The sequence below is a fragment of the Synechococcus sp. 1G10 genome (genome assembly GCF_002252625.1).
Classification (GTDB): Bacteria; Cyanobacteriota; Cyanobacteriia; order PCC-6307; family Cyanobiaceae; genus Regnicoccus_A.
In genome coordinates this window covers 170603-190214 of sequence record NZ_NQKW01000005.1, presented here as the reverse complement: position 1 = coordinate 190214, position 19612 = coordinate 170603, and the positions used below count along the sequence as shown (strand labels likewise).

Sequence of the window (19612 nt, the reverse complement as noted above, 5' to 3'; positions counted from 1 at the left end):
CATCACTTTCCACACCAACGACGAGCTCGGCATCGATATTGATGGATCCAAAGTCATTCACGAGAACGGCAACGCGCAGCCCGTGATTGCCGTTGAGGATGCGATTCAATAGGGTCGTCTTACCGGATCCGAGAAATCCGGTGAGGATCGTCAGCGGAATGGCTGTTGGATGGTCAAGCATCACATGGCCCACCAGTGGTTTGTTTCATCAACACCTGAACGTTGATCTTAACCTCCGGCCAACTATGGGCCAGATCATTCATAGCAAATGTCGGAGTGTGCTTTTCGGAATCAATCTCGATCTTGCGGTAAATCTCATTCTGCTGCGATTCACGTGTTAGCCAGGGCTTGGAGAACGTGGTGCCCTTCGGTGGCGGTTGACCGGGAGTAGTCAACCCCGCAAACATCTGTTGCCCTGTGGGTCTGGCGGGAACACAAAAACTAGGCAAGGCAGCGCCCCGAATCCATACGACTTCATTGGCTACATTAACCGCTTTCACATCTGGGGCACCGATCACGAACAGGCCATCCCAGTGGAAGCACATTTCAGAAGTAATTTCTCAGTACAGCTGTGATTAACGTTCAATGTGCTTGACGGCTACTCGTCACCCCAAAAGATTGACTGGATCTTCTTGACGATTTTATCTTTCACAATGCTCTTGATGTCAATCTTGAAATCCTTGGGCCAGTTCGGATTGGGCTCACGGTAGACATCCGGAGGATAATACTTCTTCGGATCGATCTCCAGTGCCAGTCGCGTCTCTGGATCTTCGATATCCGACAATCTGCGCCTTGGATTCGGAAAATCGACGGTGGTCTTGTTCAGGCTGATGTCGAATAGTTCCATCGCCTCCTTGGCCGATGGTCGCGAGAAGTTTGCCGACTCGGGCAATGCCGCCTTGCGAGTCCAGATGGCCTTCTTGGTGACGTTGACGACGACGCCATCCGGTGCACCGAACTGGAAGAGGCCGTCCCAATGTGTGCGCACGCCCGCCAGAATTTCAGGGATCAATTCCTCGTCGTAGCTGAGGTGTGTGGCCATCGCCAGGCGCGGCTGCACCTGCTTGAACAGGTAGCCCGCTGCGTAGTGAACCGTATGCGCCACATCAATGGGGACAAGGCCCATGAGTGGTGGAATGCCGAACTTAAGGGCCTGGATGTTCATGGTGTCGGGTTGCAGCTCAGACACGAAGACGTCAACACCCTGGGAGTATTTCACTGTATTTTCATCTGGTCGGCCATCGCCGGTGAAGACAAAGGAGAGGCCATTCCAGTCGAGGCGATAGGCCGAGGCACCGTCTTTGCCGTGGACACGACGCCAGTGCCGGATCACCACGCCGTCTTCTTCATAGCAGATGCCGTTATCATCGCGATAGTCAAACTCGTTGACATCAACCTCATAGCCATCTCCGATTGGAAAGAGGTTGAAGCTGTCGGTGTGCCAGTGGGTCATCGCCTTCATGCCCTCGATCATGGCTTTGAGGCCATCCTTGGGTGTGCGGCCGGAGGGGCCCGTGACGCGGAGCGGCTTCCAGCGCCCCATCCAGGGGGAAAAAGCGTAGATGTAGGGAAGCTCGCCGTAGTGATCGACGTGCAGGTGGGTGATGAAAATGTCGTTCACCAGCTGGAGCGGGACCTGCATCGCGACGATGTTGCGCAGGCAGCCAGGGCCGAGATCGAAGAAGAAGCGCTTGCCGTTGCCCAGCTCGACCATGATCGACGTGCCCGCCTGCCTGTGTGTGGGTGGCACCGGCGCGCTGCCCACAAACGTGATGCGCATCTCGTCGCTGCCGAGCTCTTCCACACCAGGGAAGAAGGTGTTGGCGTTCGCCACGGAGGGCGTGGGCCGGTAGTAAGGCGGCAGCGTTATCCCCGTACTTGGCCCGCCACCGTAGGGATTCCTCGAACCAGAAGCGGAGCTGTTATCGATCGCCATTGATTGCTCTCTCTTGATCAGTGAGGGTGATTGGCTGCTGCTGCTGCCGCGAGTTCTGAAACTCAACATGCACTCAGTTTGCACGTTGCGATCGATTGAGCCTCGCAACATGACTCGGGCAGTGGCCTCAATTTCGTTGTGCTGGCGGTGTTTTTTTTGCAAATTTAGCGCATGTTTCGTTCTCGGTACCGGCCAGGTGCCCATTGTTACGCTTGGGGGACGTCACACCGTGGCACCAGATCAAAAGGCGCTCCAAGCCTGGAGGACGGCGGATAGCTGAAGCGCGCGTTGTGTCGCGGCAGGCAAGCCCAAGAGCCAAATCCCGCAGGGATTGGAGCCCAGGAGATCAGAAGAAGAACTTGACCCCGGCTTCGATGCCTTTTCTTGATTAGGTAGCTGGCTCCGCACTCCTCAAGAAGCGTTCCGGCCGAGCGCCGCAGCTGCAGATGGCATGAACCACTCGCTCAGTCATCGTTGCCAAGTTGAAGGGCCGATTGAAGCGGTAATTGAAGGCAGCCAGATAGCGATCAGCATACTTATCGAATTTGAGGGCATGGAAGGTGCCGCTGAAGCTGGTTTTCAGGTTGCTGAGCACCGTGTTGATCCAGCGGAATTCTGGCAGTTCATTGGGATGGCGTCCCTTCACGACCACAGGTTGATGGAGGCAACCGACTTCTGCCACAGCGCGGAAGCAGGCCAGCCCGTCAGAGACCACCTCACATCCAATCGCCAGTGAATCCTGAGCCCAGTCAGCGATGGCGGCAAAGGAGAACGTCGCCACGGTGGCAAGCTTTACGTGCCGGGGGTGGCCCGCATCATCGAGTGAGACGGCCGCCACGATCGGCACCTTGTTTTCTGATCCACGACCTGCCTTGCCCCCACAGCGTTCTCCGCCGAGGTAAGCATCATCCACCTGCACCTTTCCCCGTAACAGATAGGTCCCATCCCGCTCTTTCATTGCCTGCATGATCTTGTTGTGAACCAGCCATGCCGTTCGATAGTTCACGCCGAGATGGCGCCTCAGAGCGAGTGAGGAGATGCCGGTCTTGGCCTGTCCAACCAGGTAGAAGGCGAGGAACCAGGTGGTCAGCGGTAACTTGGTCGCCTCCAGGATGGTTCCGGCCGTGAGGGTGGCCTGATGGCGGCAGCTCCGGCACTGATAGCGCTTGTGGCGCCGGCCACCGATAAGCCCATACTCCTTGCCCTCACAACGGGGGCAACGGAAACCATCCTGCCAGCGCGCCTGCTCCAGGGCGGCCTCGCATTTCTCCTCTGTGCCGTAGAGCTCGACGAACTTGGGCAGCGACAGGCCGGACTGGAACTGGATCCGATTCATGGCCATGGCAATCAGAGCTGGTACATGTGTACCAGCTTAGGCGGCAGACGGCTGTCGGCGGATCTTGCTACCTAAATCAAGTAGGTTTTTCCTGGACTTAAAGCGCACTGCGATAGCAATGGAGTGGATAGCCTCCCGCCACGTGTTGTAAAACCAAAGGGGTTTTGACCCTGAGAAGAGGGTGAACAAGAGGCAGGAGGCAGCTGAGAGCTTCTATCAGCTTGAATTATCGATCCCAGCCGCTAAATTTGTTCTGAGATCCTATCCCTACAGCCCTCTTGGCGGTTTCAAGGGTTGGCCCTGCGGAAGGCGTCCATGCCTGCCTGCAGTGAGGGGGTGGAAGCCCCACTAATGAAGTCGAGCTTGAAGGTCTGGTTGGTGCTGAGAAACTCCGCATAGGATGAACGCAGGAAGGGCCTGAGGCTCTCGTTCTTCTGGATGTAGATGCCGAAGAAGGGCACGGCCACCCCCGTGAAATACCTGCTGATCGTCCCCTGACTGGGAAGGGTGAGATCCGTCGCGGTCTTGATGGCCTCTTCGATCCCCGGATCGATCTGGCTGAAGTTCACATGGGCCTGCCCCTCAACCATGACCCAGTACCGCTGGGGAACGGTGAGCCAAGTGAAACTGTCTGCCTGCTCCAGTGCGGCGGGGGTAGCGGGATCGTAACTGCCTGAAGCGATCACGATCGGAATGGCAATCTTGCCGAGACCTCTGGGACCGAAGATGGCGCGATTCACCGGATTAGCGGCAAGCACGGCTTTGGCGCGAGGATCCCGCATCTGATAATCCTGACGAGGCAACTCCAGGGCACGACAGGAGAGCAGTATGGAGGCATTCGGATTGAACTCACGGGCGCACTCTTTCTGGAGATGCTCGAAGTCGATAGTGGCTCCTGCAATCGCTAGCACGGTGTAGCCACCGAAGGAGTGTCCGGCGACGCCGACATTATTGAGGTCGAGTTTGCCGTTGAATTCCTTCTGATTCCGGCGCTCCAGTTCATCGATCACATAGCTGATGTCCTTGGGACGATTGATGAATTCTTTGCCATCGAAGATATCCTTGTGAAGGCCTCTCAGCATCTCCTTCAGCCAGATCGTGTCGCTGCCGGGATGCTGGGGAACGGCCACCAAAAAGCCATGGCTTGCCAGAAGCTGAGAGCCTGCCGCGAAGTCTTCCGGGCGGGAGGCCAGACCATGAGAGATGACGAGGACCGGAATCACCTTCTCATCCTTGCCTTCCGGTCGGTAGACATCTACGTAAAATTTTCGCTGGCGGCTCTGGTCCACCAGGTTCCATACCTCCTTCTTCACCGCATGGGGGCCTGGTTTGTCTGGAGCCGGCAAGGTGGCGTAGTCGATGCGAGGCTCACTAGCCGCTTCCTTTGCGGTGAGCTCACGCAACAATTCGCTGAGGGTGTCGGTGGCCTTGATGACGCGCTTGGCCCCTTTGGCTGCTCCCTTTAGCTTCTCTCCGTGTATCTGCATGTTGGTGGGCAACTTCTCCAGCACATTCAGCAGGGTCAGGCCCTCGGTAGAGAAGGCGGCCCCCACGAGGGCTGATCGAATCGCATACTTGCCGTTTCCGGCCCGCATGAGGGTGATCCCGTTGCCCAGCCGCTCCAGAACCTGTTCCCCCATTGCACTGTTGAAGAAGCGCGAAACGGTGAGCGGATCGATCTCCGCCTTCTTGACCAGCGCCTTTCGTAGATTGTCCTCTTGTTGCTGGGATGTGAGCTGTAAAAAATAGGCCAGATCATCAGGTACCTGACCGCTTTCAGCAAATGTTTTCAGAGAACTGATCTTCAGCGAGCGGATCAGGGGGCCATAGGAGAACGACAACGTCTCGCCAGCACGAACTGGAGCCACAACCATCAGGGCGCTGACCAGGGCCGCGGACAGGCTGGCGGCAATACGCTTTGGCATAGATCCAACTCCAATTTCTCAACTTAGCGACGGGAATGCGCAATAAATCAGCTGATGGAGAAAATCCTCATATTTTATCTGTTACCTATAGCGATGTAGGCAAACAGTGAGATGGGTGCTGTTCGAGGGATCGGTGCGCTCAGGCGAGATCCTGTTCATCGATGGCGACCCCTGCGAGGTGCGCAGCCTCGGGTTACGGGCTGCGGTGCTCTGGCGCTACCGCGACAGTGGCGAGCTGGTGATCCCCAACCATGACTTATTCACGACAACGACCACCACCTACACCGGCAGCGACCGGCTGCGCCGCAGCCAGGTGGAAGTGTCGGCCGCCTACCGCCACAATCCCGACACAGTGATCCAACTGCTGGAGGCCGTTGCCAGCTCCACTGCGCCGGTGCTGCTCCTCCTGAGTTACACCACTCCACGGGACGTTGCTGTTGCTGCCTGTCCCCTTCCTTTCCCGAACCTCTGAGCCATTCCCAAGAGGGAGGTTTTCGAACTCCTTAAAATGGGCAGCTCCGGCTTCCCAAAGCGCCCCGAAGGTTCTCAGCAGTAGGCCTCGCTGCGGTGACTGACCCGCACTACCAGCACGACCAAGCGGGCGTCTTCTAGCTGACAGATCAACCGGTAGTCCCCTACCCGGTAGCGCCACAGGCCGGTCTTGTTTGCCGTCAGCCCCTTGCCCCGCTGGCGGGGGTCACTGCAGCTGGTCACCACCTCCTGGAGGTAGGAGACGATCCGGTGGGCAGCTTGGCGATCCAGCTTCCCAAGCTCCCGCTCAGCAGCGGGGGTGAACTCAACCGTCCAGGCCAAGGTTTCGCATCACCTGGTCCAGGGGGATGGTGGTCTCACCAGAGCGGCGGTGGGCCTCTAGTGCCGAAGCGCCCAGGTACGCATCTTCCAGGTCGTCGATGCCGGCCTCGATCAGCTCGCGCAGGTAGAAAGCCTTGCTACGGCCAGTGGCAGCGGCCAGCTGCTCCAGGCGTTTCTCAATGGCAGGGTCCAGCCGGACGGAGGTGGGCACGGCACCAATGGATCGGTGTATTCACGCTAGCCGGCTTGGCCAGTGGTGGCTCAGGCGACGGCCGTGTGAAGTTCCAGGCGCTCCAGTAGACGGGCCACCGAGGAAGGCCCCAGGGGAGCGCCGCTGCGGGTGACGGTGCCAGCTCCAGCCAAGGCAGCCCCCATCGCCCGCAGGCTCAGACCGGCTGCGGCCATCGGTGCCAGCACGGCGCGGAGCTACTCAGCCTCAGCCATGGCTCGGGCCTTGGCAGCGGCCAGTGCTTCGCGGGTGCGCTCACTGATCCGGCGCCCCTCGAACTCAGCAACGCTGGCCATCACTCCCAGGATCAACCGGCCAGCAGAAGTGGTGGCGTCCACCTCGGGCAGGTCACAGAAAAGGTGCCCGACGCTTGCGGGCTTCGGTGAGGACAGCAGACAGCTGGGGGCGATCGTTCTTCCGGCCGCTCTCCACTGTTGTGGCTAGAACACAGGGGATCGAAGACCCCCCCTGCGTCGACCCACTGCCGGTAGACCTGCTCGAATTTTCTCCAAACGGCGCGGAAGCGGCGGCGGATCCCGTCCTCTGGAATCGCTCGAGCTGGATGTTTCCGACTCCGAGCGGCCCGTGCTGGAGATGTTCTGAGCGCTTGCCGAGGCGGCAACCCTCTGACCGTTGAGCTCATTCTTTCCCACCACCGGCGCTTCCACCTGAACGGGTTCCCGGTGGGGAGAGCTGCGGAGGTTCATCCTTCACCCCAAACGACTCCAGCAGCAGATTGAGGCGAAGGGACAGGGCTCTCACCTCGCGCAGGGTGTCCACCAGTGGCGGGTGGGCGTCACGCATCAGCGCCAGAGCTTCTTCGGTGGCCTTGCGGGCGGCTGCACCGGTGTTGTCGATCCGTTGGGCGGTGCCTTCGTACACCTGCAGCGTCTGACGGGTGGTGGCGGCAGTTCGGCCGGTTTCCAGCTCAAGACGGCTGCTGAGACGCCTGAGGTCCTGCATCGTTGCCTGGAAGCTGTTGATCGCCCGGGGCACATCGCGCTCGGCGACCGTGGCCGTGCCCTCCAGGGTGCGGTTGAGCTTGAGCCGGGTGGCGGCGATCTCCTCAAGCAGCTGGGCGAGGTCGGGCCCCTGCTCAAACGGAATCAGCAGATCGCTGCGGGGTGGTTCCTTCCCAGGCGGCAGTACATCCGGGGTGAGGGCGATCTGGCTGGCGCCGATCAGTCCCTCCTGATAACGCTCGGCACGGCTGGCGGGACCGACCAGGCGGCGGTACGTCTCGGCGATACGCAGATCCACCGCCACCTTCCCGTCCATGCCCAGCGCCACCTTCTCCACCCGTCCCACCCGAAAGCCGGAGAGAGTGACGTTCACGCCCGGCCAGATGCCGCTGGCATCGGTGGTGCGAAAACGCACGGCAAAACTGCGGGCCACCCAGCTCTGCTGCTGCCAGGTGGCGTTCAGCATCCAGGCACCCAACAGCAGGGCGCCCACAGGTACCGCCCAGCTCAGCCCCGTGCCCACCGCCTCCACCGACCAGCGCGGCAGCCAGGCGGGTCTTGAAGTCGGACGTGGTTCGTTCATGGCCTTCCGTTGAGGCTGGGCTGAAATACGGCGAGCCAGAACACCTCCAGCAACACCACCGAAAAAGCACAGTTCACGATCGCTGTGCTGATCAGGGCGGCCAGTTCCTGGGGATGCTGGCGGCAGCGTTGACCGATGATGTGGCAGAGGCTGGCCGACACCGCCGCCATCAGCAGGGTGCGCAGCACGGCGCTGCTCACCACCCATGGAGTCAGTGATCCCAGGAACAGGGGCAGTTGCTCGGTGAGATCGGGCCGGGGGGAGGCGAGCACGCTGGCGGAGAACGCAGCCAGGATGAAATAGGGAAGCAGCAGCAGGGCCGCCAGCATCGCCGTGGCCACGCGATGCCCAAGGATGTGGGCCCCTGGCCTGGCCTGAATCCGGCTTGCCAGTTCCACCCTGGCCGGAACGCAGCAGCCGATCCAGACCAGGTTCACCACCAGCGGTGAGAAGATCTGGGCGGTGCCGAAACTGGTGGTTTCCAGGGCGAAGGTACTGCCCTGGCGCAGGGGCTCCATCAGACCGCGCGTGAGCCCGGCGCCGATCACGCCACCCATCACCAGCGCCAGCGGTGCGGCTCTGAGCAGTTCGTGCCGAACCCGGTGCAGCATCGGGGTGGGGAAGCGGCTCGGAGCCTAGGCTGATGGCTGGTCAAAGGCCGCCCCCAAAATAGGCAGCCATTTTACTTGCTTATTTGGTACTATCCAATTCCTCATAAGCTCACACATGCGTCATTCTGCCCTGATCGCTTCCGCTGTTCTTCTCACCACCTCGGGGCTGGGGGTTTCAGCAGTGGCAAAGGAGAGCCGCCCAAATATCGACGAATCGAACATGATGCGTTTCTGCCAAGGTGAAGTGGCAGCTAAATACAGCGTAAGTTCTCGCGACATCTCCACCCTGCCTGTCGAGCGTAAGGGGAGCAACTACCGCGTCTATGGACAGACTCCCGCCGAGGGTGACAATGCGATGTTTTTCTATTGTGAATACAACCAACATCGTGAGTTCGACGGGGTCACGATGACCAGTGACAAGCGTTCTGCCAGTGGTGGTGGGTCCGCCAAGGATAGTGTAGAGGTGGAGAACATGGCGCGCTATTGCACTGGCATGGCCGCCGAGAAGTTCAACCAAAGCCCTCGGTACATCTCCAGCAACGAGCCTACTCGCCAGTCCAATGGCACCTACATGGTGTACGGGCAGTACAACGAATCAAGCACCTTCACTCAAGTCTTCACTTGCACCTTTAACTCCAATGGTGTGTTCAAGGGCGTCAAGAAGATTTGAAGGAGCAGGTTTGAGGCTGATCGGAACATGACGACCAGCCGCCTACGAATCCGGCCAACGTAAAGCCGCTTGTTAGTGGTTTCGTTCCGTACGAGACAGTAGGCTCTGGATCTGAATTGGCTGGATCGTCATGAAGCGAACCTTCATTCGCCTCTCCTTACTGCTGATTGTTGGCGCCTTGGCCTGTGCTGTGGCCTACCGACTGATCGGGGTCCGGGTCGATGCCGATGGCATCGTCCGAGAGGCTTTTCCTCTGATCCCGATCGGTTTCTTTCTGGGCGGAGCGGGCGTGGTGACGGGGATCGCGGGGCTGTTGTGGCGTAAAGACGACAAGCGCCGTTGATTGCTGCCATTGCCAATCCTGCAGAGCGCTTGATCAACTGCCGGCATGCCAGCAAAATTCAAGTGCTCGTTTGTGATCAGCTCATGGGTGGATGATCAGTCAGAGTCTTCCCTCCGAGCCGGTGTACATCACACCCTGCACTCGACCTCTGCGATCGCTGGTGCAGGTCCAGGGGGCCTGGGCGCCTGGTACCCGAATCTTCACGCCGATACCGGCTTCGGCAGTCATCACATCGAGGATGCTGAGACGGTTCTGCGAGACTCCCGTCGTCTTGGCGACGGCTGCCAGACAGGCATCTTCCGCGGCAACGGTCGACATCGTTGGTTGTGACGATGGAGGCCGGTTCTGAGCCATGGAATCATCGGCCTGCTGGACGAGGCTCGGGGTACAGGCCGGTGTTTGGATGGTGCGGCGTCCCATGGCGTTGTAGTACACCCGGCAACTCCCGCCAACATGCACCTGATAGGTGCCATCCGAAAGCCGAGCAACTTTGGCGGACTGTCCTGAGCTGGAAGGGGATGAGCTCATCCCAGAGCCTGGAACGGCGCTGCAGATCCCATGGGCTCCATTGGAACGGGTGTAAGAGACATAGAGGGAATCACCGGAATTCTTGCTGATTGAAATCGTGGTGCCCGGGCCCTTGGCTTCGTAATAGGACGTACTGAACTCCTGAACCATGGCCTCTCTGCCATTGATCCAAACGGGCCCACCACGATCGGCGTGCACATCAATCCCGCCAGGGCAGACATAGTGGAATTGAGGAACCTTGGCCAAAGCATTCCCGGCTGCCATTCCAAGGCTGCCCATGAAGAGAATGCCGGTCATTGCAAGGCTACGACGAAACGATACTGAGAGGTTCATTTTTGGAGACGGAAATCAGATGGTGAACAGCTGAGATGAGTATGACAAGAGAAGCGGCTGTAAAGCAAGTGAAGCCGAAAATCAGGAAGCAGGGCGTGGGTGAAGAACAAGGCGATGCCTGCCATTGGTCCAGCGAACGTACTGACGATCCTTGAGCTTCTGAAGATCAAGCGGATTGTCGGCGAGCTCAACAGGCCCATCTTCCAGCTCAAAAATACCCATCGACGTCATCAGTGCTGTTTTGGTGTCGGGGAAGATCAGAATACCAAAGTAAAGATCCTTGCGCATAGCCGTTGGCGAAGGATACTTGATTACTGTTCCAGACACGATGATCGAAGTACCCTGACCCTTTGTCCAGAAGATTTTGCACTCCGCCTCCAGGACGTTTCGATCCTTTGGGCCCCAGCTCAGGGTGCAGGGCATCTTGACTTCTTGAGATTGCTGGATCTTCTGGGTGGCCGCCATGGCAGATGGGGCAGCACCGGCGAGGCATGCCAGCGAAAGTATCGCCAACGACTTGAAGACTTTGCAGTTGTTTTGCATGGTTAACTTACTTCATGTAAGATTAGCATTGATTGATCAAAGAAGTGCTTGCATCCGAAAGTTTGGCGCAATGAGCCCCTTGCGGTCACGGGATCCGGGCAGATTCAGGGGCGTCTCGTCTGTGGAGGGGATGCTATGCCTTTGTGCAACAGACTCTCATGTGACGATTGCTCGGTTGGCCATGGCGGCAGGCATCGAGCTAGGCCAGTCGCTAAGATGAATAAGTTAATTAAGAAGGAAAACCGTGAGTCGGCGTTCCAGCAAACTACTCATTCCTCTCTTTCTTGATCTTGCCGGCACAGGCCTCGGTAGTACATCGATGATCAACGGCTAAACAAAGCTCACACATCCACATTCTTAATGCTTCGCTCACTCCGCATCTCCCTAAGCGCCCTCCTCGGCACCTACTCTACGTTCCTGGTGCTTACGGATACTGCCCAGGCTCTCACCTACACCTTCACTCCTTCCTCCATCAACGTTCCCTCGGGCAGCAACCAAGGCGCCTTCACTGAAACCATCTCGTTTAACACGTTTTCATTCGATTTTACCGCACCGTCGTCGATCTCTTCCGTTACTGGTACCGCAAGGTCCACGGTCAGAGTGGTGAACTACACATTCACTGCAGCTACGTACGATCCTGTCCTGCAGCTTCTGACTTTCACCGGCCCAGGCCCCACCTCTCCAAACCCCGATTTCTCCACATCGCGGTTCGTGCTTCAGCTCGACGCACCGCTTGTTGACAGCGTGACGCCTCCTGACTTCCCCACCTACCAAACCATCTCCTTTGGTGACTACTGCAGGAGCTGGCAGGACCAGGGCAACACGCGTTGCAGAACTGTTGGATCAGCCACTCTCAACCCCATCCAGCCCATACCATTTGGCCTCTCCGGCCTTGCCCTGGCTCCGCTGGTTTCCCTTGGCTGGTACCGACGCCGCTTGCTGAGGCGTAATGCGCCTTCGCCGGTAGTAGTACCTTCCTGAACTCCACAGAGATGCATGCAGGGTTAAAGGACCACGGAGCGGCCCGGCCTGGCTTGCGGGTTATACCCCTCAGTTCAGCCTGTTGCATGAGCCGGGCGACTCGGTGGCGCGCGATACGCCGGCCTGACGCCCACAGCTCCTGATGGATCCGGGGAGAGCCGTTTAAGCCCCGACGTTCCTGGAACACCGCCTCGAGTTCAGGGGTGAGTATGGAGTTTTCGGCCGACCGCTTTCCCGGCGCCACCTGCCTCTGCCGCCAGGGGTAGTAGCGGCTGCGGGTACCCCCAGCTGCAGGCACAGCCAGGCCACAGAGTGCTGAACTGCGAGCTGATCGACCAGGCGAAACCTCTCGGCTGCAGCTGCACTTACCCCAAGTGGAAGCCCACGGGCTACACGAAGTGCGCTGCCGCCAGCCTGAAAAAGTCCTTCTCCCTCCTGAGCTCTCGCACCTCCTTGCTGAGCCTGGCGCACCCAGCGGGCCAGGCTTTTGGAGGGAAACGCCAAGGTGCTGGGCGACGGCACTGCAAGAGCGTTCCTCCTCCAGGCAGAGCTCCGCCGCCTCCGCCTTCTGTTGCGCCATGAACCGGCGCCGGGTTTTGGTGGGCTTCGTTATCGATGGACAATCTGGTGGTCATGGCGTGACCATTACGGACTTGTCCACAAAATCGAGGGAACCCCATCCTGAGCATCGGCTGAACCCCAAGGCCAGAGAGCTGGACAACGAGAAACCTGTTTAGCTGAGTCGTTCGTTCCTCCAGCGCACGGGCGCCCCTGAATCCAGGAATGCGCTCATGACTCATGGCTTTGTGCTTGGAGGCATTGGCCTGCACCTTGGTGCCGTCCAACGCCACATGGCCCAGGCTCACCATCCCGGCCTTCTGGCACAGGCGCAGGATCTGAACAAATAGACCCCTCAGGGCATCGAGGTTGCGGCGCCGGAATTCGCTGACGCGGCTGTGGTCTGGCTGCTGGTTGCCCGTGAGCACCCGAAAGGCCAGGTCCTCGTAGCAGGCCCTCTCGATCTTGCGGGAGGAGACGATGCCCACGCAGTACGCGTAAAGCAGCAACATCGTCATCATCCTGGGGTCGAACCCTTTCTCCCCACGTGGATCTTTGCTCTGAGCGGGGATCAGGACCTGTGAGAGATCCAGCTCATCCACCAGATCCAGCAGAAAATAAACCTGGTGATCATCCGAGAGCCAATCACTCGGTGATGGCGGCAGCAGGGTGGTCTGCTCCGGCTGCCAGGGACGGAAGGACTTGGGCTTCTGCATGCCCCATCCTCTCGTCTAGATCCATTGCAGTCACTGGGGTCTGGGCAGATTTAAGGGCGTCTGTGGAGAGCTCGGCCGCTGATCTATGCGCAACAGGCTCCTAGGAGCTGGCCGGTAGATTGACCGTGAAGTAACTGCCCTCTCTGAACTGCCATCGCATTCACCAGTACTTTGGGTAATGGCTAGTGTTAACGGTGTTGTTGTAGAGCAAAGCCACCAGGGTCACCACCAGCGAACCCAGCAGGGTGGGCAGCAGCAGAAAGTTCCAGCCAGGCTGCACTAGGAACACGATCACCGGGCTTGAGCCCGCCGGTTGATGGACTGTGCCGGTGGCTATTGCCCACCACGTTGGCTCGAACAACGTGGTGGGCACCAGACCCAGAATTCTCTGTATTGGCGAAGGAACTCAGCAACGACAAAAGAGTTCATCAAGCAAAGAAGTCGTGATCTGAAAGGTTAGCCATCATGATTTTGCTGCAGACGCATGGGAGGCAGTGGTAGCGGAATAGGAGGCCCCGTAACATGGAAAATCCTTCTGCGGCTAACCTAAGCCAGCCAGAAGGCCGCTCCCTCTTTCAAAGCTCCCCCACTTTCTTCTTTTCAGCCATGAGCCCACTGACCCCTCTCAGCCACACCCTGTTGAACGCAAAGCGCCGGAAAGGTATCAGCTTCACCGAGCTGGAATCGCTTCTGAATCGCGATGAAGTATGGATTGCGAGCCTGCTCTACGGCCAGGCCACGGCCTCGCCGGAGGAAGCACAGATCCTTCTGGCAGCGCTGGATCTTGATCCCAGCCTGGCCAGCGAACTCTCCACACCTCCAGTGAAGGGGTGTCTCGATCCTGAGCTCCCCACCGATCCCCTTATCTATCGCTTCTACGAAATCATGCAGGTGTATGGTCTGCCGCTGAAAGATGTGATCCAGGAGAAATTCGGTGATGGCATCATGAGTGCAATCGACTTCACCCTGGAGGTCGACAAAGTGGAACATCCAGCCGGCGACCGAGTCAAGGTCACCATGTGCGGCAAGTTCCTTGCTTACAAGAAGTGGTGACCCGAACAGCTCCCATCAAAGGCCGAGCTCTGTGAGACCGGGGTGGTCTTGTGGCCTCGGTCCCTGCGGCCACAGGAATTTGCGATCCTCGTCGGCAATCGGCACATCGTTGATGCTGGCCTCACGCCGCCTCATCAGACCCTGATCACTGAACTCCCAGTTTTCGTTGCCATAGGCCCGATACCATTGCCCGATTTCATCATGCCACTCGTACTGAAAACGTACCGCAATTCGGTTGTCGTGCCAGGCCCATACCTCCTTGATCAGCCGATAGCCATTCTCCTTGGCCCACTTGCGTTTCAGGAACGCCACAATTTCCTGGCGTCCCGTGATGAATTCTGAGCGATTACGCCAGTAGCTGTCTTCCGTGTATGCCTGCGATACTCTGATGGGGTCCCTGGAATTCCAGGCATCCTCCGCCATTCTTGCTTTCTGTATCGCCGATTCCTGGTTGAACGGTGGCAGCGGAGGTTTCGCAACCTGGGGTGTGATCTCGGTCAAAACAGGAATTATATTGATCCATCAATGGCTAACTGAATCCACGACCTCACTACGTATCGAGCGCTACCGAGGGAAGGCCACTCTTTGCCGGAAGTTATGGAGAAGCAATACAAGGACATTACGCACTACAGGGTAACTGGCCACCCTGTCACCCGAAGAGGAGCTGAGGAAGACGCGATCGTTCGCAATCTGCTGGTTCATTCAAATCATGGCAAGGTAGGCATCACTTGGACCTGAAACAACCTTGCGGTAAGACTGTCAAGGAAAATGTTGTCGTACTGCAAGCTGGCTCATGGGGCGCTGATACGCACCAGCTGATCATCCGCGTAGGCCGCGGCGGTATGGAGCAACTGGCGCTCCTCCTCGTTGGCCCGGGTGCAGGCGAAGCCATAACGGGCCCGCACCCGCTCGGAGGCCAGACGCAGGGCCTGAGTCCCCCGGCTGGTCAGCTCAGCCACCGCCAGGCTCTGGCCAGGCTGGAGGTAGTTCAGGATCACGGTGGAGGGTGAGTAGAGCACCGTGTTGCGGCCATCGGGCCACTCCACGTTCAGATGGACTTCGGGCACTGAGCCTTGGGGCGGACGAGCTGGGGCGGATCCTCCCCGAAGCAGCCAACACCAGTGGTAGGCGTCAGCACCGGGCCCCGAATCCCGTGAGCGTCTCACCGCCGCGCCAGAGCTCATGGCAGCGCCCGGCCTGTCGCAGGCTCAGCCCACCACCAACTGGACCGAACCGACCGATGCAGGCCAGCTGCAGGTCAGCGAACGGCGCCACGGCCGCCTCCAGGGCCCCGTCCTGCTCAGGAACGGCGGCCAGCAGGTAGCCATAGCTGGGGAAGCAGCTGAGCCAGTCGTCGATGCTCAGCCCCGGCGGCGGAAGGATGGCGTCGAGATCAAGCTCCAGGCCGCAGCCCGCGGCTTCAGCGAACATCACGGCCGTGCCAATCAGCCCTCCCATGCTGATGTCCTTGGCCGCATGAACCGTGCCGGCTTCCGCCAGTTCCGCCATCAGGGCCAGATGACGGCGCAGCAGCGCGGGCTCAGCCCTGGTGGCCGCATCCCAGAAGGGGTATGGGTGGTGGACATGGCCGCTGGTGTTGATCAGCAGATGGCAATGGTCACCTGGGCGTGCGAAGCGGGCCGAGAGCACCGGGCCGGCCGCCACTCCCAGCACGGCCACTGAAAGAGCGTTGTAGGGGCTGTGCAGGTTGGTGTGTCCTCCCACCACCGGCACCTGAAACGTCTCCGAAGCCACGCGCATGCCCTCAAAGATGCGATCGGCGTGCCTGGCATCACCACTCCAGAGACTGTTGACCAACGCCAGCGGCCGCCCGCCCATGGCAGCGATGTCGCTGAGGTTCACAAGCACTCCGCTCCAGCCCGCGAACCAGGGGTCCTGCTCCACCAGCTCGGGATGGAGCCCCTCACAGGCCAGCAGCAGCGAACCTGCGGCGGCGGGCAACAGGGCGGCATCGTCGCCCAGGGCCGCCGCAATACCGAGGGCCGGGAAGGGGAGATGGGGGAAATGGGCCGCGGGCCGCTGGATGTCGGTCTTGCCGCGCCACCCAGCCAGTTGGCGCAGCCGGGAGACCAGAACCTCCAGATCGGGCTCGCTCATGCCGCCTGGGGCAAGGGCTGCACCGGGGGCAACTCCGGTCGCCGCTCATGCGACGGGACGTAGTAGTCGAGGTCGGCCTCCATCAGATGGTGGCTGACGCCACGGATCTCCAGGGTCTCCACCGAACACCAGTGCAGGCGCCGGAAGAAGCGCACGTTCTGAATCTGCACCGTGGCCAGAAATCGCCGGCAGCCCCAGCCATGGGCCGTGGTCACAGCCTTCCAGATCAGGCCTTTGCCGATCTGATTGTGCCTTCGGAAGTCGGCGGCCACCCCCAGACGGCCGCCATACCAGAGGCCGGGGCTGGTCTCGAGGATGCGCACCACCCCCACCACCGAACCAGCAGCGCTCCCGCCATGGGTCAGGGCCGCGATCGGGTAGGCGAGGTCATCGCTCGCGTCGCGGTCGGAGGCCTCGAACAGGTGCTGCTCCTCGCAGAAGATGCGGCTGCGCAGGCCCCAATAGCCAGCCAGCAGGGGGGAACTGTGGCGCAGCAGGTGAAAGGAGAACCGATCCGAGCAGGCACCCGGGGAGAGGCGGAAGTCGTCGGCATCTACACCGAGTCCCCAGCGAACCGAGGGCGTGTAGGCCGCCGGAGCGGAACTTGGACTGCGGCCGATCTCATGGCTGGAGGGGTCGATGAAGAACATGCCGTCGGTTCAGGAGGGGCCGGGTCCGCTGGACTCGAACAGGGACAGGGCGGAGCAGGCGCCGCACTTTGCACAGCCCGCCGTCATCGCGGCGGAACTCAGATCGGAGGCCTCCAGGAGTCGTCCCACCGCCGTGTAGACCTCAACCATGAAGTCGGTGCTGGGGGCTGGATGGTGCTCCAGAGGGGTTCCGGCGATCGGCACGAACGGAACCACGAAGGGGTAGACACCCAGGGCGATCAATCGCTCACTGCAGCTCACGATCGACTCGGCGCGATCACCCAGCCCGGCGAGCAGGTAGGTGGACACCTCACCCCGGCCGAACACCGCCACCGCCTGCTCGAAGGCAGTGAAATAGCGCTCGAGACTGAGCTCTGCCTTGCCTGGAAGGATCCGCCGGCGCACCTCAGGCTCCACCACCTCGAGGTGCATGCCGAGGCTGTCAACGCCGGCGTCATGCATGCGCTGGAACCAGATCGGATCGTCCGGGGGCTCGCACTGGGCCTGGATCGGCAGGGGCACCAGCGCCTTGACGGCGCGTGCGGTTTCGGCCATCAGCCGGGCACCGCGGTCGTCGGAGTTGGGAGTGCCGGTGGTCATCACCAACTGCTTGACACCATCGAGCCGCACGGCCGCTTCAGCCACCTCGGCCACCTGTTGTGGGGTCTTGCGAGCAAGGGTGCGGCCGTCGTCGAGCGATTGCTCGATCGCACAGAACTGACACGACTGGCTGCGGTCGCGGAAGCGGATGCAGGTCTGCAGCAGGGTGGTGGCCAGCACATCGCGGCCATGCAGCAGCGCAATCGAGCGGTAAGGCGTGCCGTCGGCGGTGCTGAGCCCGTAGAAGTGCGGTTCAGGCGGGGTGTCCACCAACTGCAGGGAGCCGCTCCGGTCGCGGTGCGTCAACCACACTTCGCCGTCGTCGTGGCGCTCCAGGGCATAGGGAGAACCTTCAGCGGCTGTGTTGTAGACGGGCACCATCACGGTGGTGCCATCAACGCTGATGGCGCGGTGATCGGAGGGGCCGGCCCCGCCACGACGGCCAGGATTGCCGCCAACGGCGGGTACCACCACGCCATTCACCTGGAGCTCGGTGACCAGCCGGCCCAGTGCGGCGGAGGCACCTTCAGCCATGGGAGGCCACCTCCAGAGGGGGGAGCGAGCTGGCGGTGATGGGCACGTCCGAAGCGGCCTGAACTGGAGGCCCGGGGTTGTCTTCGATCAGACGGGCCGGTGTGCGGTCGATGCGCAGACCAAGCAGATCGGGACGGCTGTAGTGGCCCACGCTGTCCATCATCCGCTTGCGTTTGGTGATCAGCGCAGGATCAAGCTCGGCGATGGCCAGCCCTTCGCCATCCGGAAGCGGGCCGGCCAGATAGCGGCCCTCAGGGCTGATCACGGCGGTGTGGCAACCGCCCTGAAACGCCTTTTGCAGCGAGGTGTCCGGCGTGATCGTGGCCATATCCGCGGGATCAAGCCAGGCGGTGGAGCTGATCACGAAGCAGCCCGCCTCCAGGGCGTGGTTACGCAGGCTGACGGCCGTCTGCTCGCTGAAGATCGGCCCCACCAGCGAGCCGGGGAACTGGGCACAGTGGATCTCCTCTCCCTGGGCCATCAGGCTGAAACGGGCCAGCGGGTTGTAGTGCTCCCAGCAGGCCAGCGCACCGACCCTGCCGAGGTCCGTGGGCACCACCGTCAGTCCGGCACCATCGCCCTGGCCCCACACCATCCGCTCGTGATACGTGGGGGTGATCTTGCGGCGCTTGAGTAGCACCTCGCCCCTGTCATCGATCAGCAGCTGGGCGTTGTAGAGGCTGCCGCCGTCGCGCTCGTTGATGCCCAGGAGCACGTGCATCCGATACCGACGGGCGGCGGCGGCAATCCTGTCGATCGTGGGTCCGGGAACGACCACTGCCTGCTCATACAGCCGCAGGTGCGAGCGGCCCATCAGCACGGGCGGCTCGATGAACGAAAAGTAGGGGTAGTAAGGAAGGAAGGTTTCAGGGAAAACGATCAGCCGCACCGATGCTGCTGCAGCCTCAGCCATGGCCTCCAGCAACCGTGCCACTGACCCGTCCAGGCTATGAAGAACCGGACGGATCTGGGCGGCAGCAACGATAATCGGCGCCTTCATTCAGAGCGTCCAGGTATCGAGAATGAAGGCACCCTCCTTACGGTGCATCAGGATGATGTCGAGCACATCGAGAGGATTGACTGGGCGAATTCCCGGAATCAGCGCACCCTCGCCATGGCCGTAGAGGGCCTGAAGGGCAAAACGGCAGGCATACACCTTGCCGCCCTGATCCATGAACTTCTGGAGGCGGGCATTGAAATTGAGATGGCCGTCAAAGGCGGCATCACCCAGCTTGGGAAAACCCCGCTGCACACCCAGGGTGACCCCAGGGCCATAGAGAAGGATCGAGGTCTCGAAGCCCTTGTTGATCAGGCGGCTGGCCTGCAGCAGGTTCACCAGACCGATGGAGCCCTCGAAGGCCACGGTGTGAAAGGTGACCAGTGCCTTCTCCCCCGGCTCGGCCTTGATATCAGGAAAGACTTTCTCTTCGTAATCAACGAGAAAATCTCCTGCTTGATGGGCTTGATGGGTGACCTCGGGCATCGATGAACGGCCTGGCTTGGAAGCAACGAAAGCGACCATTGCACAGCCCATGTTTCGAACTGTGTAACCACTGCCACAGAATCGCCAGGCCACCAGAGAGAGCAGGC

The 19612-nt window shown here is 60.3% G+C and carries 27 protein-coding genes; 4 read left to right on the top strand and 23 right to left on the bottom strand.

What is annotated here, in order from left to right; genetic code table 11:
* The 5 genes from CJZ82_RS06575 to CJZ82_RS06560 all read right to left on the bottom strand — a co-directional run.
* Positions 1–181, bottom strand: a 181-nt coding sequence (locus CJZ82_RS06575; protein ID WP_143593556.1) for a GTP-binding protein, incomplete at its 3' end; no start/stop codon positions are given.
* Complete coding sequence (locus tag CJZ82_RS17710) at positions 174–545, bottom strand: hypothetical protein (protein ID WP_233130087.1); 372 nt, start codon at positions 543–545, stop codon at positions 174–176. The genes CJZ82_RS06575 and CJZ82_RS17710, both read right to left, overlap by 8 nt.
* Before the next feature lie 53 nt (positions 546–598).
* A complete protein-coding gene (gene gntH / locus CJZ82_RS06570; RefSeq protein WP_094554997.1) occupies positions 599–1834 on the bottom strand; it encodes a guanitoxin biosynthesis MBL fold metallo-hydrolase GntH in 1236 nt (411 codons plus the stop codon).
* Positions 1835–2324: 490 nt separating this feature from the next.
* The gene (locus CJZ82_RS06565; protein WP_198949679.1) at positions 2325–3278 is read right to left on the bottom strand and encodes an IS1595 family transposase; all 954 of its coding nucleotides are present in this window, start codon (positions 3276–3278) and stop codon (positions 2325–2327) included.
* A gap of 281 nt (positions 3279–3559) precedes the next feature.
* Positions 3560–5197, bottom strand: a complete 1638-nt coding sequence (locus CJZ82_RS06560) for an alpha/beta hydrolase (protein ID WP_094554996.1) — start codon at positions 5195–5197, stop codon at positions 3560–3562.
* A 115-nt stretch (positions 5198–5312) separates the two neighbouring features.
* Here CJZ82_RS06560 and CJZ82_RS06555 point away from each other — a divergent pair, with 115 nt between their 5' ends.
* Positions 5313–5669: a hypothetical protein gene (locus CJZ82_RS06555; RefSeq protein ID WP_369820027.1), complete on the top strand. Its 357-nt coding sequence runs from the start codon at positions 5313–5315 to the stop codon at positions 5667–5669.
* A gap of 74 nt (positions 5670–5743) precedes the next feature.
* Here the strand turns inward: CJZ82_RS06555 and CJZ82_RS06550 are convergent, their stop codons facing one another.
* The 6 genes from CJZ82_RS06550 to CJZ82_RS18265 form a co-directional block, all read right to left on the bottom strand.
* A complete protein-coding gene (locus tag CJZ82_RS06550; protein ID WP_094554994.1) occupies positions 5744–6010 on the bottom strand; it encodes a type II toxin-antitoxin system RelE/ParE family toxin in 267 nt (88 codons plus the stop codon).
* Positions 5994–6221 carry a DUF6290 family protein gene (locus CJZ82_RS06545; RefSeq protein WP_094554993.1) on the bottom strand — a complete coding sequence of 76 codons (228 nt, stop codon included), beginning with the start codon at positions 6219–6221 and terminating at the stop codon, positions 5994–5996. The genes CJZ82_RS06550 and CJZ82_RS06545 overlap by 17 nt, the downstream gene beginning before the upstream one ends.
* 50 nt (positions 6222–6271) lie before the next feature.
* Positions 6272–6427 carry a hypothetical protein gene (locus CJZ82_RS18860; RefSeq protein ID WP_158218497.1) on the bottom strand — a complete coding sequence of 52 codons (156 nt, stop codon included), beginning with the start codon at positions 6425–6427 and terminating at the stop codon, positions 6272–6274.
* Between the two features lie 9 nt (positions 6428–6436).
* Positions 6437–6577 carry a recombinase family protein gene (locus CJZ82_RS18855; protein ID WP_233130086.1) on the bottom strand — a complete coding sequence of 47 codons (141 nt, stop codon included), beginning with the start codon at positions 6575–6577 and terminating at the stop codon, positions 6437–6439.
* 301 nt (positions 6578–6878) lie between these two features.
* Positions 6879–7784, bottom strand: a complete 906-nt coding sequence (locus tag CJZ82_RS06535) for an MlaD family protein (protein WP_158218496.1) — start codon at positions 7782–7784, stop codon at positions 6879–6881.
* Positions 7781–8395 carry a hypothetical protein gene (locus CJZ82_RS18265; protein ID WP_158218495.1) on the bottom strand — a complete coding sequence of 205 codons (615 nt, stop codon included), beginning with the start codon at positions 8393–8395 and terminating at the stop codon, positions 7781–7783. Before CJZ82_RS18265 ends, CJZ82_RS06535 begins: the two co-directional genes overlap by 4 nt.
* Before the next feature lie 115 nt (positions 8396–8510).
* On the opposite strand from CJZ82_RS18265, the gene CJZ82_RS06530 reads away from it, so the two are divergent.
* A complete protein-coding gene (locus CJZ82_RS06530) occupies positions 8511–9065 on the top strand; it encodes a hypothetical protein (RefSeq protein WP_143593554.1) in 555 nt (184 codons plus the stop codon).
* Positions 9066–9195: 130 nt separating this feature from the next.
* Complete coding sequence (locus tag CJZ82_RS06525; RefSeq protein ID WP_094554989.1) at positions 9196–9408, top strand: DUF3955 domain-containing protein; 213 nt, start codon at positions 9196–9198, stop codon at positions 9406–9408.
* A gap of 99 nt (positions 9409–9507) precedes the next feature.
* Here the strand turns inward: CJZ82_RS06525 and CJZ82_RS18610 are convergent, their stop codons facing one another.
* From CJZ82_RS18610 to CJZ82_RS19320, 5 genes are all read right to left on the bottom strand, one after another.
* The gene (locus CJZ82_RS18610) at positions 9508–10233 is read right to left on the bottom strand and encodes a hypothetical protein (protein ID WP_198949678.1); all 726 of its coding nucleotides are present in this window, start codon (positions 10231–10233) and stop codon (positions 9508–9510) included.
* 117 nt (positions 10234–10350) lie between these two features.
* Complete coding sequence (locus CJZ82_RS06515) at positions 10351–10734, bottom strand: hypothetical protein (RefSeq protein ID WP_143593553.1); 384 nt, start codon at positions 10732–10734, stop codon at positions 10351–10353.
* A gap of 931 nt (positions 10735–11665) precedes the next feature.
* Positions 11666–12037, bottom strand: coding sequence for an IS3 family transposase (locus tag CJZ82_RS19540; RefSeq protein WP_158218494.1), 372 nt, complete (start codon positions 12035–12037; stop codon positions 11666–11668).
* Between the two features lie 145 nt (positions 12038–12182).
* Entirely contained in the window at positions 12183–13067 is an 885-nt protein-coding gene (locus CJZ82_RS06505) for a transposase (RefSeq protein ID WP_094554986.1), read from the bottom strand.
* A 160-nt stretch (positions 13068–13227) separates the two neighbouring features.
* A complete protein-coding gene (locus CJZ82_RS19320; RefSeq protein ID WP_255380787.1) occupies positions 13228–13440 on the bottom strand; it encodes an HPP family protein in 213 nt (70 codons plus the stop codon).
* Positions 13441–13673: 233 nt separating this feature from the next.
* Here CJZ82_RS19320 and cynS point away from each other — a divergent pair, with 233 nt between their 5' ends.
* On the top strand, positions 13674–14120 hold the full coding sequence (gene cynS, locus CJZ82_RS06495) for a cyanase (protein WP_094554985.1): 447 nt from the start codon (positions 13674–13676) through the stop codon (positions 14118–14120).
* Positions 14121–14135: 15 nt separating this feature from the next.
* Here the strand turns inward: cynS and CJZ82_RS06490 are convergent, their stop codons facing one another.
* The 7 genes from CJZ82_RS06490 to CJZ82_RS06460 all read right to left on the bottom strand — a co-directional run bounded on the left by CJZ82_RS06490 (position 14136) and on the right by CJZ82_RS06460 (position 19505).
* Positions 14136–14621, bottom strand: coding sequence for a DUF1348 family protein (locus CJZ82_RS06490; RefSeq protein WP_369820026.1), 486 nt, complete (start codon positions 14619–14621; stop codon positions 14136–14138).
* Positions 14622–14911: 290 nt separating this feature from the next.
* Complete coding sequence (locus CJZ82_RS06485) at positions 14912–15187, bottom strand: MSMEG_0570 family nitrogen starvation response protein (RefSeq protein ID WP_094554984.1); 276 nt, start codon at positions 15185–15187, stop codon at positions 14912–14914.
* 64 nt (positions 15188–15251) lie between these two features.
* Positions 15252–16238 carry a sll0787 family AIR synthase-like protein gene (locus CJZ82_RS06480; RefSeq protein ID WP_094554983.1) on the bottom strand — a complete coding sequence of 329 codons (987 nt, stop codon included), beginning with the start codon at positions 16236–16238 and terminating at the stop codon, positions 15252–15254.
* Positions 16235–16888: an MSMEG_0567/Sll0786 family nitrogen starvation N-acetyltransferase gene (locus CJZ82_RS06475; RefSeq protein WP_094554982.1), complete on the bottom strand. Its 654-nt coding sequence runs from the start codon at positions 16886–16888 to the stop codon at positions 16235–16237. Before CJZ82_RS06475 ends, CJZ82_RS06480 begins: the two co-directional genes overlap by 4 nt.
* 9 nt (positions 16889–16897) lie before the next feature.
* Positions 16898–18022, bottom strand: coding sequence for an MSMEG_0568 family radical SAM protein (locus CJZ82_RS06470; protein ID WP_094554981.1), 1125 nt, complete (start codon positions 18020–18022; stop codon positions 16898–16900).
* Entirely contained in the window at positions 18015–19022 is a 1008-nt protein-coding gene (locus CJZ82_RS06465; RefSeq protein ID WP_094554980.1) for a Nit6803 family nitrilase, read from the bottom strand. Before CJZ82_RS06465 ends, CJZ82_RS06470 begins: the two co-directional genes overlap by 8 nt.
* Complete coding sequence (locus tag CJZ82_RS06460) at positions 19023–19505, bottom strand: MSMEG_0572/Sll0783 family nitrogen starvation response protein (protein WP_094555017.1); 483 nt, start codon at positions 19503–19505, stop codon at positions 19023–19025.
* Between the last annotated feature and the right edge of the window lie 107 nt (positions 19506–19612).

Bases quoted from the DNA above. Each gene is read 5' to 3' on its own strand.
- CJZ82_RS17710 (WP_233130087.1), bottom strand. From the start codon at position 545: ATGTGCTTCCACTGGGATGGCCTGTTCGTGATCGGTGCCCCAGATGTG.
- CJZ82_RS06565 (WP_198949679.1), bottom strand. From the start codon at position 3,278: ATGGCCATGAATCGGATCCAGTTCCAGTCCGGCCTGTCGCTGCCCAAG.
- CJZ82_RS06560 (WP_094554996.1), bottom strand. From the start codon at position 5,197: ATGCCAAAGCGTATTGCCGCCAGCCTGTCCGCGGCCCTGGTCAGCGCC.
- CJZ82_RS06535 (WP_158218496.1), bottom strand. From the start codon at position 7,784: ATGAACGAACCACGTCCGACTTCAAGACCCGCCTGGCTGCCGCGCTGG.
- CJZ82_RS18265 (WP_158218495.1), bottom strand. From the start codon at position 8,395: ATGCTGCACCGGGTTCGGCACGAACTGCTCAGAGCCGCACCGCTGGCG.
- CJZ82_RS06530 (WP_143593554.1), top strand. From the start codon at position 8,511: ATGCGTCATTCTGCCCTGATCGCTTCCGCTGTTCTTCTCACCACCTCG.
- CJZ82_RS06525 (WP_094554989.1), top strand. From the start codon at position 9,196: ATGAAGCGAACCTTCATTCGCCTCTCCTTACTGCTGATTGTTGGCGCC.
- CJZ82_RS18610 (WP_198949678.1), bottom strand. From the start codon at position 10,233: ATGACCGGCATTCTCTTCATGGGCAGCCTTGGAATGGCAGCCGGGAAT.
- CJZ82_RS06515 (WP_143593553.1), bottom strand. From the start codon at position 10,734: ATGGCGGCCACCCAGAAGATCCAGCAATCTCAAGAAGTCAAGATGCCC.
- CJZ82_RS06505 (WP_094554986.1), bottom strand. From the start codon at position 13,067: ATGCAGAAGCCCAAGTCCTTCCGTCCCTGGCAGCCGGAGCAGACCACC.
- cynS (WP_094554985.1), top strand. From the start codon at position 13,674: ATGAGCCCACTGACCCCTCTCAGCCACACCCTGTTGAACGCAAAGCGC.
- CJZ82_RS06480 (WP_094554983.1), bottom strand. From the start codon at position 16,238: ATGAGCGAGCCCGATCTGGAGGTTCTGGTCTCCCGGCTGCGCCAACTG.
- CJZ82_RS06475 (WP_094554982.1), bottom strand. From the start codon at position 16,888: ATGTTCTTCATCGACCCCTCCAGCCATGAGATCGGCCGCAGTCCAAGT.
- CJZ82_RS06470 (WP_094554981.1), bottom strand. From the start codon at position 18,022: ATGGCTGAAGGTGCCTCCGCCGCACTGGGCCGGCTGGTCACCGAGCTC.
- CJZ82_RS06465 (WP_094554980.1), bottom strand. From the start codon at position 19,022: ATGAAGGCGCCGATTATCGTTGCTGCCGCCCAGATCCGTCCGGTTCTT.
- CJZ82_RS06460 (WP_094555017.1), bottom strand. From the start codon at position 19,505: ATGCCCGAGGTCACCCATCAAGCCCATCAAGCAGGAGATTTTCTCGTT.